Origin of the sequence: Nocardia sp. NPDC127526 (assembly GCF_042672265.1) — a bacterium.
Lineage (GTDB): Bacteria > Actinomycetota > Actinomycetes > Mycobacteriales > Mycobacteriaceae > Nocardia.
On sequence record NZ_JBHXVO010000058.1, the window covers coordinates 1 to 13776 of the forward strand.

The following is a 13776-nucleotide window of genomic DNA, read 5'->3' on the forward strand; positions in this document are numbered from 1 at the left end:
CGCCCCGGCGGGGCGGGGGCGCCTCCTTGCGTTAAAACATGCAAACCCCCCCCGCCCCCCCGGGGGTTGGGCCGGCCCCGCGGCGGTGGAGGTGGAGCCGGACTACTTCTTGCGGTCGCGCTTCTCGCGAACGCGCACGTTGATGCGGACCGGCGAACCGTCGAAGTTGAACTCCTCGCGCAGCTTCCGTTCCAGGAAGCGGCGGTAGCCGGCCTCGAGGAAACCGGTGGTGAAGAGGACGAACGTCGGCGGGCGGGTGGAGGCCTGGGTGGCGAAGAGGACGCGCGGGAGGCGGCCGCCGCGCATGGGGGGCGGGGTGGCCGCTACGACCTCTTTGAGCCAGTTGTTCAGGCGGCCGGTGGAGATGCGCTTGTCCCAGGATTCCAGGGCGGTTTCCATGGCGGGGACGAGCTTCTGGACGGCGCGGCCGGTGTGGGCGGAAATATTGACTCGCTGGGCCCAGCGGACCTGGACCATTTCCAGGTCGATTTCGCGTTCCAGGCGCTCGCGGCGGTCCTCGTCGACGAGGTCCCACTTGTTGTAGGCGATCACCAGGGCGCGGCCGGTTTCGGCGACCATGGAGATGACGCGCAGGTCCTGCTCGGTGACCGGCTGGGAGGCGTCGATGAGCATGACCGCGACCTCGGCGGCCTCGATGGCCGACTTGGTGCGCAGCGAGGCGTAGAACTCGGTGCCGCTGGCATTGGCGACCTTGCGGCGCAGACCGGCGGTATCGACGAAACGCCATGGCTTGCCGCCCAATTCGACCAGGGAGTCGACCGGGTCGACGGTGGTGCCGGCGACATCGTGGACGACCGAGCGCTCCTGGCCCGAAAGCTTGTTGAGCAGACTGGATTTGCCGACGTTCGGCTTGCCGACCAGCGCCACGCGACGCGGGCCGCCGACCATTCCGCCACCCTCGCGCGGGGTTTCGGGCAGCACGGCCAGCGCGGCGTCGAGCAGATCACCGGTGCCGCGGCCGTGCGCGGCCGAGATCATGTACGGCTCGCCCAGGCCCATCGACCACAGCGCCGCGGCATCGGACTCGATCTTCTCGTTGTCGACCTTGTTGGCGACCAGGATGACCGGAGTCTTGGAGCGCCGCAGCACCTTCGCCACCGCCTCATCGGTGGCGGTGGCGCCGACGGTGGCGTCCACGATCACCAGGATGGCGTCGGCGGTCTGCATGGCGACCTCGGCCTGCCGCGCCACCGACTGCTGCAGGCCCTTGGCGTCGGGCTCCCAGCCGCCGGTGTCCTGCACCAGGAACTTGCGCCCGGCCCAGGTGGCCTCGTAGGAGATGCGGTCGCGGGTGACGCCCGGGATGTCCTCGACCACCGCTTCGCGGCGGCCCAGAATGCGGTTCACCAGAGTCGATTTGCCGACATTGGGCCGGCCGACAATGGCGAGGGTGGGCATGGGGACGTGTTCGGCGTCCTGCTCGCCCTCGAATTCGGCGAGCTCCCAATCGGTTTCGTCGGTCCAGATACCGTCACCGGCGAAGGTGTCCTGCGTCACTGCGCTCCTCCTGCCGAAATCTGCTGCCGCACCACGCGATAAAGCTCGTCGATGACCTCGTCCTTGTTCAGGTCGCTGGTGTCGACCAGCACCGCGCCCTCGGCGGGACGCAGCGGGGACACCGCGCGGGTGGAGTCGAGATTGTCGCGGCGCTGCACATCGGCCAGCACCGCCTCGTAATCGTCGCCGCGGCCCTCGGCGATGTTCTGGGCATTGCGGCGGAAGGCCCGCGCCTCGGCGGAGGCGGTGAGATAGATCTTCACATCGGCCTCGGGCAGCACGACGGTGCCGATATCGCGGCCCTCCACCACGATCCGGCCCGCGGCCACGGTGATCTCGCGCTGCAGGGCGACCAGCTGCTCGCGCACCTCGGGCACGGCCGACACCGCGGACACCGCCTTGGTGACGGCATTGCCGCGGATCTCGCTCGACACGTCCTCGCCGTCGAGCAGGATGAGCTCGCGATGCGGATCGGTGCCGATGGTCAGCGGCAGCTCCTTGACCGCCACCGCGATGGCGGCGGCATCGTCGAGGTCGACGCCGCTGCGCAGCACGCGCAGCGTCGCCACCCGGTACATGGCGCCGGTATCGAGATAGCTGGCCTCGAGCCGCGTCGCCAGCAATCGCGACACGCTCGACTTGCCGGTGCCGGACGGGCCGTCCATGGCGACGACCAGCGGCGCCGTCCCGGACAGCGCACCGGTCGCGTCGATCAGACTTCCCACACCGTTCACAACGACACCGCCTCGTAGAGCTTCCCGATTTCGTCCCGGCCCAGGGCCCGCAGCGTGCCCGGGCGCTGATCGCCCAGGGCCACCGGGCCCAGATGTGTGCGCACCAGCGCGGTGACGGGGAACCCGACCGCGGCCAGCAGGCGGCGCACGATGTGCTTGCGGCCCTCGTGCAGGACCACCTTCACCAGCGACTTGCCCTCGCCGACCTCCAGCACCTGGAAGCGGTCGACGCTGGCCGGACCGTCCTCCAGCTGCACGCCGTCCTTGAGGCGCTTGCCCACATTGCGATCCTTGATCTCGCCGTTCACGGTGGCGAGATAGGTCTTGGGCACCTCGAAGGAGGGGTGCATGAGCCGGTGCGCGAGATCGCCGTCATTGGTGAGCAGCAGCAGGCCCTCGGTATCGGCGTCGAGCCGGCCGACATGGAACAGGCGCTGCCCGGCCGCGACCCGCTCGGCGACGATATCGCCGACGCACGGGCGGCCCATCTCGTCGGACATGGTGGACTGCCAGCCCTTGGGCTTGTTCAGCGCCAGATAGACCTGCTCGTCGCGGACCACGATCCGCACGCCGTCCACGCGCACCACCGCGTTCTGCGGATCGATGCGCAGGCCCTGCTCGCGCACGATCTCGCCGTCGACCTCGATGCGCCCGGCGGCGATCATGTCCTCGGCCACACGGCGCGAACCGACACCGGCCTTGGCCAGGACCTTCTGCAAGCGCTCGCCCTCGCCCCACGGGAGCTTCTTCGGGCCCTCGGACTGCGACTCGACATTCTGGCGGCGCGCCGGCTTGGCATTGGAGATCAGCACCGACGCGGGCGCGATGCTCGCGGGCTTCGGCGTGGTCTTCTTCTTCACCGGCGCGGTGCGCGGAGCCAGCGGGCGATCGCCGCCGATCCGGCCGCGCGCGGCATTGCGATCAGCCCCGAAACCGGTACGGCCGGAACCGAAACCGGTGCGGCCCTGGCCATCCCGGCCGTCACCGCCGCGCCCCTGACCGCGCGGCGGAACATTGCCCGCGCGCGCCGACGGAGCGGTGCCGCGACCGCGCGAGCCGTCGCCCCAAGAGCGCGAGTCGCCGCGCGAACCGCCGCCGCCCCAGGAATCACCGCGGGAAGATCCACCGCGGGAGTCGTACGCCCCGCCGCGGGCGGAGCCGCCGCGCGCGTCGTACGACCCACCACGCGAAGCAGAACCGCCGCGCGCGTCGTACGAGCCGCCGCGCGACGACGAAGCGCCCCGGCCACCGTCGTAGCCGCCGCGCCCGCTTTCGTAAGAGCCGCCGCGCGAGGAGGAGCCTCGGCGTGCGTCATAAGAATTGCCGCGCGATCCGGAAGAACCGCCGCGGCTGTCGTATGAGCCGCCACGAGCGGAGCCACCGCGAGAGTCGTACGAGCTTCCACGCGAGGCGGAGCCACCGCGGCCGCCGTCGTACGAGCCGCCACGCGACGAACCGCCGCGTGCATTGTCATATGAATCGCCGCGAGACTGCGGGGACCCGGAGGCCCTGCCGCGTACGGCGCGGGAACCGCTCTGCGGTTCGAATCCACGTTTCCTACGTTCCGGTGTGCCATCTCGGCGAGCGGGAGTATTCACGTTGTCCAATCAATCTTCGGTGCCGAGGTCGATATCCGCCTCGGCAGGCTTTTTGAGCCTGGTGTAGCGAGGGTCCGTTTCCAGGCTCTCGTTGATCTCGTCGATCAGGTCGACGCCCGGGAGCAGGGGCGCCAACGGCGGCAGATCCGCCAGGGACGCGAGTCCGATCCGTTCCAGGAACAGTTCGGTGGTGACGTACAGAGTGCCGTTGGTCTCCGGGTCCGCTCCAGCCTCCGCGATCAGCCCCCGCGCGAGCAGGGTCCGGATCACGCCGTCCACATTCACACCGCGCACCGCACTCACTCGGGCTCGGGTAACCGGTTGACGGTACGCGATGACCGCCAGAGTTTCCAAAGCGGCCCGGGTCAGCTTCGACCGTGCGCCATCCAAAAGCATACGTTCCACATATGGCGCGAACTCGGTCCGCGTGTAATAACGCCACCCGTCGCCCACGAATCTGAGATCCATGCCACTGCGGCGCGCGGTCAACTCCTCCGACATCTCCCGCAGCGCCACCTCCACCCGCATCGGATGATCATTGAGCGCCGCCGCCAGCAACTCCACCGGCGCCGGCGCATCTACCACCAGCAACATCGCCTCGAGCGCCCCCCGGAATTCGACCTCGTCGAGCGCCTCCTCCCGATCCGCCTCGTCCTCCGGCAGATCCGAGGTGTCGTCGGCATCACCTGCGCCGTCGAGCGCGTCGATCACGGCGGGGGTATCCCCCACTGCGTTGTCGAGCGCTCCCTCGCGGTCGGCCTCGTCCTCGGGCAGACCCATCGTGTCGTCGGCATCACTGGCGGCGCCGCCGACGTCTGGAGCGTCGATCGCCGCGCGGATGCCTTTCACGGCATCGTCGAACACCTTCTCCCGATCCGCCTCGTCCACGGACAGATCGGACGTGTTGTCGACATCCCGCGCTGCCGAGTCCTCCAGCGAGGCACCCGCGCCGGAGCCCGGTTCGCTCGGGTCACTCGAACTCGCGACAGCCGGACCCGAGTCCGATTCCCACCCGCCCGAATCCACTGCACCCGAGCCCGCAGACTCCGAGGTGACGGATTCCGAGCCCACGACTCCGGCGTCGCCCGCAGCCACGGTTGGTGCGGTCTCGCTCGCGGTCGGCTCCGCGTCCTTCGCACGAATGCGGGCGCCCTCGGCCCGGCCCGCCGCCAGGTACGCTGCGGCGGCCGACCCCAAACCAGCACCCCTCGTGCGTTGCTCCCCCGAATCGGAGTCCTCCGCGACCAAGTCCACGACAGTCGAGTCGGCCGCGCCACAATCGCCCGCGGTGGCCGAGTCGGGAGCCTCCGCCGAATCCGAGTCGTGCGCGGCGATGGTCGATTTCGGCTTCGTATCCTCGTTTGGATGGAGCGCCGAGGCGCCGGAGTGCTGGATGTCGGAACTCACGCTGCCGCCGAGGTCCGGAGTTTCCCGGGACGAGTCATCCGGGGCCGAGCCCTGTGCGCTCTCGGCCGATTCCGGCAGGTCTTCGCTCAGGTTCTGCACCTCGGTCACCCGTAGTCCTCCTCGATGGTCACCGGCTGGGCCGGTCGGTCCTGCGGCTCGCCGATCCAGCTGATCGACAGCGGGCCGAGCGGGTCCGGCTGTTCGAATTCGATCGTCTTGCCCCGATAGAGCTCGAGCAGTGCCAGGAAGCGCGCGACGATCTGGATCGGCGTCTCGCAGTCGGCGCAGAGTTCGTGGAAGCTCGTCCAGCCGCCCACGCCGGCGCTCTTGAGCATCTCGAGCACCAGGGCGGCCTGCTCCGCCACCGAAATGGCGTGCTGGTGGATATGATCCAGGCCCACCTTGGGCGCGGGGCGCGGCCGGAAGGCGGCAGCGGCGACCTCCGCGAATCCCGCGGCGTCAACACCCAGCGTAACCTCCGGCAACAGCTCCAAGAAGCGCTCTTCCAGCGACACCGCGCGCGGATACCGTTGCAGCGCCGCGGCCTCGAGCTCGCCGAGCAGTTCCGCCACCTGCTTGAAGGCGCGGTACTGCAATAGTCGGGCGAAGAGCAGGTCGCGGGCCTCCAGGAGTTCGAGGTCCTCCTCGTCGGCGACCTCGCCGGAGGGCAGCAACCGCGCGGCCTTCAGATCCAGCAGGGTGGCGGCGATGACCAGGAACTCGGTGGTCTGGTCCAGGATCTTGTCGGCGCGCAGGCCCTGTTCGGAGGACATGCTGGCGGTCAAAGCCTTGGTGTAGGCGATGAACTCGTCGGTGACCTTGTGCAGGGCGACCTCGGTGACATCGAGGCGACGCTGGGAGATCAGCTGCAGCAGCAGGTCGAACGGGCCCTGGAAGTTGCTCAAGCTCAGGTGGAATCCGGACTTCTTGTCCGAATTGTCCGACTCGGCAACGATATCGGCGACCACGGGCGAACCCGGCTCCGCGGACGCTGGTGAACCCGGGGACTCGTTCAGGTCCCCGGGCATGTCGGAATCCGCGTCCGCCGTTTCGGGCTCGGGCGCGGTGTCGAGCGCATCGTTCAACGGCCCGACCGGTGGATGACTTCCCGCGCCATGGCCCGATAAGCTTCCGCGCCACCGGATTTCGGCGCCCAGGTGGTGATGGGCTCACCCGCGACGCTGGCGTCCGGGAAGCGCACGGTGCGCGAGATGACGGTGTCGTAGACGAGGTCGCCGAACACCTCGACCACGCGCGTCATGACTTGACGCGAATGCAGCAGACGGGCATCGAACATGGTGACAACGATGCCGTACAGGGTCAGCGCCGGATTCAACCGGTCCCGCACCTTCTCCACGGTGTCATTGAGCAGGGCTAGACCGCGTAGCGAGAAGTACTCGCATTCCATGGGGATGATGACCCCGTCCGCGCACGCCAGCGCGTTCACGGTGAGCAGGCCCAGCGAGGGCTGGCAGTCGATGAGGATGTAGTCGTAGCGATTGCGCAGCGGCGCCAGCGCCCGGCCCAGCGTCTGCTCGCGCCCGACCTCGTTGACGAGCTGGATCTCCGCCGCCGACAGATCGATATTGCTGGGCAGCAGATCCATGCCCTCGACCTTGGTGTTCAGCAGCACATCGTCCACGGTCACCCGGCTCGGCCCGACCAGCAGATTGTGCACGGTCTGATCCAGGTCGTGGTGCGCGACACCGAGCCCCGCCGACAGCGCCCCCTGCGGATCCAGATCCACCAGCAGCACCTTGCGCCCGTACTCGGCCAGCGCCGCACCGAGATTGATGGTCGAGGTGGTCTTGCCCACCCCGCCCTTCTGATTGCACATGGCGACGATCAGCGCGTCGTCGGTGTGATCAGGCTGGGGAGGCTCCGGGATCTCCCGCATCGGCCGCCCGGTAGGACCGAGTTCCGCGCCGTCGGACACCACATCGGGTGCCTCCCACAATGTTTGCGCGGCGGTTTCGATCCGCTGGCCCGCACCACCGGCTGTCGTCACGTCCGCTGCTCCTTCGACGTTCCTGCCCTTGTCCGCTCCGGGCACCGGGTGGTGCCTGGAACGGCGCGCCCGGCCGCGTGTGCGGTCGGTACCTAATAGACGCTACCGTCTGTTCGCGCAAGACCCTCGCTCGGACACGCGCCCTAAAGGTGCACTTCAGACTGGTCAGCGGGCACGCGGATGCGCGGTTGCCCACACCTCGTGCAGCGTCCCGACGGTCACCAGAGTGTAGATCTGGGTGGTCGTCACCGAGGCATGACCGAGCAACTCCTGGACAACTCGCACATCTGCGCCACCATCCAGCAGATGCGTGGCGAACGAATGCCGCAGCGTGTGCGGGGAGACCTGGGCGGCGATTCCGGCGCGCTCAGCAGCGGATTGCAGGACCTGCCAAGCGGTTTGGCGGGATAGCCGGCCGCCGCGGTGGTTGAGGAACAGGGCGCTGTTGCCTTTGCCGCGCAGCGACAACGCCGGGCGGCCGCGGACCAGATAAGCGTCCAAAGCGGACAAGGCGGGGCGGCCGACGGGGACCATGCGTTGCTTGCCGCCCTTGCCGTGCAGGATGACCGCGCGTCCTTCGGTGTCGATATCGTCCACGTCCAGGCCGACGAGTTCGGAGATGCGGGCGCCGGTGGAGTACAGCAGTTCCAGCAGGGCGCGGTCGCGGACGCCGCGCGGGCCGTCGGATGCGTCTCCCCCGGCGGCTTCGAGCAGTCGTGAAATCTGGTCGTAGGGCAGGGCTTTGGGGAGGCGGCGCGCGGGGGTGGGCGGTTTCACCGGGTGCGCGACATCGGCGAGGGTGATGCCCTCGGCGGTCGAGAAGCGGTGCAGGCCACGGACGGCGACGAGAGCGCGCGCGGCCGAACTGGCCGCCAGCGCCGGATGATCCGCGTCGCCGGCGCGCAGCGACACCATGAAGTCGGCGATATCGGTTTCGGAAACCTTTGCCAGGGTTTCTATCCCCCGCGTGTCCAGGAAATCCCGGTACCGGTTCAGATCACGCCGATAGGCGGACAGGGTGTTCCGCGCCGCGCCGCGCTCGACCGTCAGATGGTCGAGATAGGCATCGACCTGGCGATCCAGCGCGGCGGTAGGCATGCGCGACATCATGGCAGCAGGCACCGACAATTTCGGTACCGAAACCATGTTCGATACCGCTTGGTACCGAATCGTTCCCACACCCGCGGGCATCGACTCGTCATCCCGGCATGGTTTTGGCCGGGATCCACAGTGGATTCCGGCCAAGAGCACGCCGGAATGACGGAGCTAGCGCTCGGCCTGCTCTGCCGCTTTGCGATCGAGGAACGCCGTGGGCATCCCGGGCCACGGCGCGTCGGCCGGGCGCAGCGTCGCCCCGGTGGCGCGGGCGGTCATCAGGGCCGTCACGCCCGCCACGGCCGTGGCATTGGTGATCTCGCCGCCGAGCGCCTTGTGCACCGCCTCCGCGAGGGGCATGCGGACCAGCTGGATGTCGGCCTCTTCCAATTCCGGGTCGGGCCGGTCGGTTTCATAGAGCCCCGACGCCAGATAGATCCGCAGCGCCTCATCGGTGAAGCCGGGCGACAGCGCGATATCCACCAGCACCGCCCACTCGCGCGCGGCGAGGCCGGTCTCCTCGGCCAGCTCGCGCTTGGCCGCTTCCAGGGGATCCTCGCCCTGCTTGTCCAGCAATCCGGCGGGCAGCTCCAAAAGCCGCCGCCCGACCGGATGCCGGTACTGGTTGATCAGCACCAGATTGTCGTGCTCGTCCACCGCCGCGACCGCGACCGCGGCGTGGTGTTCGATCACCTCGCGTTCGGCGATCCGCCCACCGGGCATGACCACCTGATCCAGCCGCAACGCCAGGATGGCGCCCGAATACGCGATGCGGCTGGAAACGGTGTCGAACTCATGGGTGCCCGGAGATGTCACTTGGACACTTTCTCACCCTCGTCGGCTTTCGCCTCGGCCGGGATCTCCACCGGAAGCTGTTCGGCGGCCTTGTATTTCAGGGCGGCCGAGATCAGCGCGGCGAACAGCGGATGCGGGCGGGTCGGACGCGACTTGAGCTCCGGATGCGCCTGGGTGGCGACGAAGAACGGATGCTTGTCCTGCGGCAGCTCCACGAATTCGACCAGGTGGCCGTCCGGGGAGGTGCCGGAGAACTTCAGCCCGCTCTTGGCGATCTTGTCGCGGTAGGCGTTGTTCACCTCGTAGCGGTGCCGGTGCCGCTCGGACACCTCGGTCGCGCCGTAGGCCTGCGCCACCACGGAATCCTTCTCGAGGACCGCCGGATACGCGCCCAGGCGCATGGTGCCGCCCAGATCGGCCTCACCGGCCACGGCCTGCTCCTGATCGGCCATGGTGGAGATGACCGGGTACTTCACATCCGGCTCGAACTCCGCGGAGTTGGCGTCCTTCATGCCCACCGACCGCGCGGCCTCGATCACCATGCATTGCAGGCCCAGGCACAGGCCCAGGGTCGGAATGCCATGGGTGCGGGTGTACTTGATAGCCCCGACCTTGCCCTCGATGCCGCGAATGCCGAAGCCACCCGGAATCAGCACGGCGTCCACATCGTGCAGGTGCTGACGCGCCCCGGCCTCGGTCTCGCACTCGTCGGACTGCACCCAGCGAATATTGACCTTGGCCTTGGAGGCGAAACCGCCGGCGCGCAGCGCCTCGGTGACCGACAGGTAGGCATCCGGCAGATCCACGTACTTGCCGACCAGTGCGACGGTCACCTGCTCGCGCGGGTTGTGCACCCGATCCAGCAGGTCGCCCCACACCGTCCAGTCCACATCGCGGAACGGCAGGCCGAGACGGCGCACCACGTACGCGTCCAGGCCCTCGCGGTGCAGCACCTTCGGAATGTCGTAGATCGACGGCGCGTCGGGAGTGGAGATGCAGGCATCCACATCCACGTCGCACATGAGCGCGATCTTGTTCTTGAGCGGCTGCGGCACGTCCCGATCGCAGCGCAGGATGAGCGCATCGGGCTGGATGCCGATATTGCGCAGCGCCGCGACCGAGTGCTGGGTCGGCTTGGTCTTCAGCTCGCCCGACGGGCCGAGGAACGGCACCAGCGTGACGTGCAGGAAGAAGCAGTTGTCCCGGCCCACCTCGTGGCGGATCTGCCGCGCCGCCTCGAGGAACGGCTGCGACTCGATATCGCCGACGGTGCCGCCGATCTCGGTGATGACCACATCCGGCACCTGGCCGTGCAGGTCCGGGCCCGCCATGGCGAGGATCCGTTCCTTGATGGCATCGGTGATGTGCGGGATCACCTGCACGGTGTCGCCGAGGTATTCGCCCCGGCGCTCCTTGGCAATCACCGACGAATAGATCTGGCCGGTGGTGACATTCGCGATCCCCGATAGATCGCGATCCAAAAAACGCTCGTAGTGACCGACGTCAAGGTCCGTTTCCGCGCCGTCCTCGGTCACGAACACCTCACCGTGCTGGAAGGGGTTCATGGTGCCGGGATCGACGTTCAGGTACGGATCCAACTTCTGCATCGTGACGCGCAATCCGCGCGAAGTGAGCAGCTGACCGAGGCTGGAGGCGGTCAGACCCTTGCCGAGTGAAGAGGCGACACCACCGCTGACGAAGATGTGTTTCGTGGCCGCGCGCGCCGGAATCCGTGATTGACCCACGGGACTTCACGGTAACACGGATCGGGGATGCCGATCGAATGCCACGCTCGCGGGGACCAGCTACCGGCCGGATATTTCCCCGGATCCGCTTGTCACGTCAACGCGGCATGGCCGCGACTGTGAGCGAGGTCGCCCGCGCGCCGGTCCCGTATCGCCCGGTACCGCCGTTCAGCTGCTCGGTGAGACCGAGCACGGTGGTGATGCGGCCGATCTCGTGGTCCACATTGTCGACGGTGGTGACCGGGGCCAGACCGGCCTCGGAACGGGCCACGGCGATGGGCGCCGGGCCCTCGGCGGCCCCGTAGCGACCGGCCAGCACCACACCGGCGCTGTGCGAGCGCAGGCCGCCGGCGAAGCGGGCGATGATGGTGCCGCGATTGTTCTCGTCGGCGCGGGCCCCGTCGCCGGTGACCACGACGGCCAGATTGGCGGGCTGCACCTCGCCGAAGGTGAGGAAGCCGCCGCCGCGCAGGGTCTCCAGGGCCAGCTTGCGTTCCTGCTCGGTGCCGCGCGCCTGACCGCCGGCCGGATCGGTGAGCAGCAGCTGGCCGAGCAGATCGCCGGCCAGGCTGCCCTGATCGGGTGCGTCGATCTTCAGCTGGGCGCCGGCCGGGACGACATTGGTGAGGGCCGTGCGCACGCGGTCGCCCTCGGAGGAGTCGGTGAACGCGCCGGTGAGCCCCACCCGGCCGGTGACCGCGGCCCCGGCGGTGGTGAGCGCGGCCGAGACCGCGTCGACATCGACGGTGTCGGCGTCGGGGGTGGTGAAGAGCAGGACGCTGCGATTGGCGAGGCTGCCCGCGAGCAGCTTGCCCGCCGCACCGGCCAGGAACGCGTCGGCCGCCTTCACCTGTTCGGCGAGACGGGCATTGCCGTCCTCGAGGATCTCGATGCGCTGCTGTTTGTCCCCGGTGCCGGGAATCAGCCCGTCGGCGTGGGTTCGTGAGCCCAGCACCACGCCGACCGCGAGGGCCAGGAAGATGGCGGCGATCGAAACGGCGTGGTGGCGAAAGGAAATCATGCGTCCCCTATTTCTTCTGGTTCAGCTGGTCCTGGACCCATAGGTATCCGCGATCCCAGGTGTGCACGGTCCAGTCGACCACCTCGCTGCCCAGATGCGTGGCCAGCATGGCGACGATCAGCGCCACCAGCGCGGCCAGCACCACCAGCGCCACCGCCCAGCCGGAGCCGCGGTGCCGGTACAGCGCCGCAACGGCTTTCGCGTCCATGAGCTTGGTGCCGATCTTCAATCGGGTCAGGAAGGTGGCCGGATTGGAGTCGCGGCGGCCGCGGTCGAAGAAATCGTCGAGCGAGGCGGCCGCGCCGGCGGTGACGATGAGCGCCGCGCCGTGGTGGTCGGCCAGCAGCAGCGCCAGATCCGCGGGCGCGCCCGAGGACGGGAAAGTGGTCGCGCCGATGCCCAGATCCTGAATGCGCTCCAAACCCTTGGCGTGACCGTCGGTGTCGGCGGGCAGGATGACCTCGGCACCGCACTTGAGCGTGGTGGCGGTGATCTCCTCCGGATCGCCGACAATGAGGTCGGGGCGATATCCATTGCGGGTCAAGGTATCCGCGCCGCGGCCGACGCCGATGAGAATGGGCGCGTACTCCTTGATGAACGGCTTGATCCGCTTGAGCTCCTCGGCGTGCTCGGGACCGTCGCCGACGACCACGACATGCCGCTTGCGCATGTCCAATTCGACATCCGGCACGCCGATTCCATCGATGAGCAAGGAGGATTCGGTGCGGATGAACTCGATGGTGTTGCCCGCGAACGCTTCCAGATGATCGGCCAGGCCGTTACGGGCCTCGATCATGCGCTCGGCAATGCCGGCCTCGGTGAGCTCGATGCCCTCGACGAGCGCCTCCGGCTCCTTCTTGGTCACCTTGTCGGCGTAGACCACGCCATTGTCGACGCGCACCTTGGCGCCGTCCTTGATCTTGGTGAAGACATCGGAGCTGACCGCGTCGAGCAGCTGAATGCCATTGGCCACCAGGACCTCCGGACCCAGGTTCGGATAGCGGCCGGAGATCGACGGCGAGGCATTGATCACCACCGCCACACCGGCCTGCACCAGTCGGTCGGCGGTGAGCCGGTCCAGGTCCATCTCGTCCAGCACCACGATGTCACCGGGACCGACCCGCTGCAGCAGACGCCTGGTATTGCGGTCGATCCGGGCCATACCGGCGATCCCGGGCAGCGTTTCGGTATTCCGCGACAGCAGGGCCAGCATCCTCATAACGATCGATGATGATCGGAAAGTCTCAACCAATGGTGGAGGCGCGCCGGTCCCGCCGGCCATTCGTCACAGTGATGGCAGTCTCTATGTGTTCCCGGCAGGCACGGATAAGCTCCGGGCAACGGTACGAGAGGAGACACCACCGTTATGGCCGCCACCAGCACCGTCGAGACCGTCATCGCCGCTCCCCGGGAGCAGGTCTACAAGCTCTTCAGCGAACGCGACAGCATCAATGCCACACTGCCGATCCAGGTTTCGCTCAAGAAGCCCGGCGCGGACATCCCCTCCGGCGTGGGCGCGCAGTACGTGCTCGGCCTGGCCGGAGTGGGCGTCACCGAGGAGACCATCGAGCTGATCCCCGGTGAGCGCATGGTCTACCAGGTCATCGCCGGCGCTCCGGTGAAGCGCCACGTCGGCACCATCGCCTTCTCCGACGCCCCCGGCGGCACCCGGGTCGTCTACACCATGGAATCCGAGCCCAGCCTCCCCGTGCCGGGCAAGGTCCTCGAAGTCGGCCTGAAGGGTCTGATCAACGTGCTCATCGGAGGGGTCCGCAAGGCCGCCAAGTAGCCGAATCGCAGCAGCGGGGCCGCGCGGTAAAAAAAGGGAAGCGCCCCCCCCCCCGGCCAGTGAGGT

General features: G+C 68.3%; 13 protein-coding genes. 2 read left to right on the forward strand and 11 right to left on the reverse strand.

Annotated features, from left to right (window positions below; translation table 11 throughout):
• Positions 1-102: 102 nt before the first annotated feature.
• The 7 genes from der to xerD form a co-directional block, all read right to left on the reverse strand.
• Positions 103-1518 carry a ribosome biogenesis GTPase Der gene (gene der / locus ACFVIV_RS38855; RefSeq protein ID WP_379205290.1) on the reverse strand — a complete coding sequence of 472 codons (1416 nt, stop codon included), beginning with the start codon at positions 1516-1518 and terminating at the stop codon, positions 103-105.
• Positions 1515-2183: a (d)CMP kinase gene (gene cmk, locus ACFVIV_RS38860; RefSeq protein ID WP_379205308.1), complete on the reverse strand. Its 669-nt coding sequence runs from the start codon at positions 2181-2183 to the stop codon at positions 1515-1517. Before cmk ends, der begins: the two co-directional genes overlap by 4 nt.
• Before the next feature lie 65 nt (positions 2184-2248).
• Positions 2249-3112 (reverse strand): pseudouridine synthase, encoded by an 864-nt coding sequence (locus ACFVIV_RS38865; protein WP_379205292.1) that lies wholly within the window; start codon positions 3110-3112, stop codon positions 2249-2251.
• A 747-nt stretch (positions 3113-3859) separates the two neighbouring features.
• Positions 3860-4624, reverse strand: coding sequence for an SMC-Scp complex subunit ScpB (gene scpB, locus ACFVIV_RS38870; protein ID WP_379205310.1), 765 nt, complete (start codon positions 4622-4624; stop codon positions 3860-3862).
• A 737-nt stretch (positions 4625-5361) separates the two neighbouring features.
• On the reverse strand, positions 5362-6285 hold the full coding sequence (locus ACFVIV_RS38875) for a segregation and condensation protein A (RefSeq protein WP_379205294.1): 924 nt from the start codon (positions 6283-6285) through the stop codon (positions 5362-5364).
• Between the two features lie 53 nt (positions 6286-6338).
• A complete protein-coding gene (locus ACFVIV_RS38880; protein WP_379205312.1) occupies positions 6339-7154 on the reverse strand; it encodes a ParA family protein in 816 nt (271 codons plus the stop codon).
• A gap of 276 nt (positions 7155-7430) precedes the next feature.
• Positions 7431-8363, reverse strand: coding sequence for a site-specific tyrosine recombinase XerD (xerD, locus tag ACFVIV_RS38885; RefSeq protein ID WP_379205295.1), 933 nt, complete (start codon positions 8361-8363; stop codon positions 7431-7433).
• On the opposite strand from xerD, the gene ACFVIV_RS38890 reads away from it, so the two are divergent.
• Complete coding sequence (locus ACFVIV_RS38890) at positions 8362-8526, forward strand: hypothetical protein (protein ID WP_379205297.1); 165 nt, start codon at positions 8362-8364, stop codon at positions 8524-8526. The two genes, xerD and ACFVIV_RS38890, sit on opposite strands and share 2 nt — an antisense overlap.
• Positions 8527-8531: 5 nt before the next feature.
• On the opposite strand, the gene ACFVIV_RS38895 is transcribed toward ACFVIV_RS38890, so the two are convergent.
• The 4 genes from ACFVIV_RS38895 to steA form a co-directional block, all read right to left on the reverse strand.
• A complete protein-coding gene (locus ACFVIV_RS38895) occupies positions 8532-9176 on the reverse strand; it encodes an NUDIX domain-containing protein (protein WP_379205298.1) in 645 nt (214 codons plus the stop codon).
• Positions 9173-10900 (reverse strand): CTP synthase, encoded by a 1728-nt coding sequence (locus ACFVIV_RS38900; RefSeq protein WP_379205300.1) that lies wholly within the window; start codon positions 10898-10900, stop codon positions 9173-9175. Before ACFVIV_RS38900 ends, ACFVIV_RS38895 begins: the two co-directional genes overlap by 4 nt.
• A gap of 97 nt (positions 10901-10997) precedes the next feature.
• Positions 10998-11921, reverse strand: a complete 924-nt coding sequence (locus tag ACFVIV_RS38905) for a copper transporter (protein ID WP_379205302.1) — start codon at positions 11919-11921, stop codon at positions 10998-11000.
• A gap of 7 nt (positions 11922-11928) precedes the next feature.
• Positions 11929-13140 (reverse strand): putative cytokinetic ring protein SteA, encoded by a 1212-nt coding sequence (gene steA / locus ACFVIV_RS38910; protein ID WP_379205304.1) that lies wholly within the window; start codon positions 13138-13140, stop codon positions 11929-11931.
• Positions 13141-13287: 147 nt separating this feature from the next.
• Here steA and ACFVIV_RS38915 point away from each other — a divergent pair, with 147 nt between their 5' ends.
• Positions 13288-13710, forward strand: a complete 423-nt coding sequence (locus tag ACFVIV_RS38915) for an SRPBCC family protein (RefSeq protein WP_379205306.1) — start codon at positions 13288-13290, stop codon at positions 13708-13710.
• The last annotated feature ends 66 nt before the right edge of the window (positions 13711-13776 follow it).

Bases quoted from the DNA above. Each gene is read 5' to 3' on its own strand.
- xerD (WP_379205295.1), bottom strand. From the start codon at position 8,363: ATGCCTACCGCCGCGCTGGATCGCCAGGTCGATGCCTATCTCGACCAT.
- ACFVIV_RS38890 (WP_379205297.1), top strand. From the start codon at position 8,362: ATGCGCGACATCATGGCAGCAGGCACCGACAATTTCGGTACCGAAACC.
- steA (WP_379205304.1), bottom strand. From the start codon at position 13,140: ATGAGGATGCTGGCCCTGCTGTCGCGGAATACCGAAACGCTGCCCGGG.
- ACFVIV_RS38880 (WP_379205312.1), bottom strand. From the start codon at position 7,154: ATGCGGGAGATCCCGGAGCCTCCCCAGCCTGATCACACCGACGACGCG.
- ACFVIV_RS38915 (WP_379205306.1), top strand. From the start codon at position 13,288: ATGGCCGCCACCAGCACCGTCGAGACCGTCATCGCCGCTCCCCGGGAG.
- ACFVIV_RS38875 (WP_379205294.1), bottom strand. From the start codon at position 6,285: ATGCCCGGGGACCTGAACGAGTCCCCGGGTTCACCAGCGTCCGCGGAG.
- cmk (WP_379205308.1), bottom strand. From the start codon at position 2,183: ATGGACGGCCCGTCCGGCACCGGCAAGTCGAGCGTGTCGCGATTGCTG.
- ACFVIV_RS38905 (WP_379205302.1), bottom strand. From the start codon at position 11,921: ATGATTTCCTTTCGCCACCACGCCGTTTCGATCGCCGCCATCTTCCTG.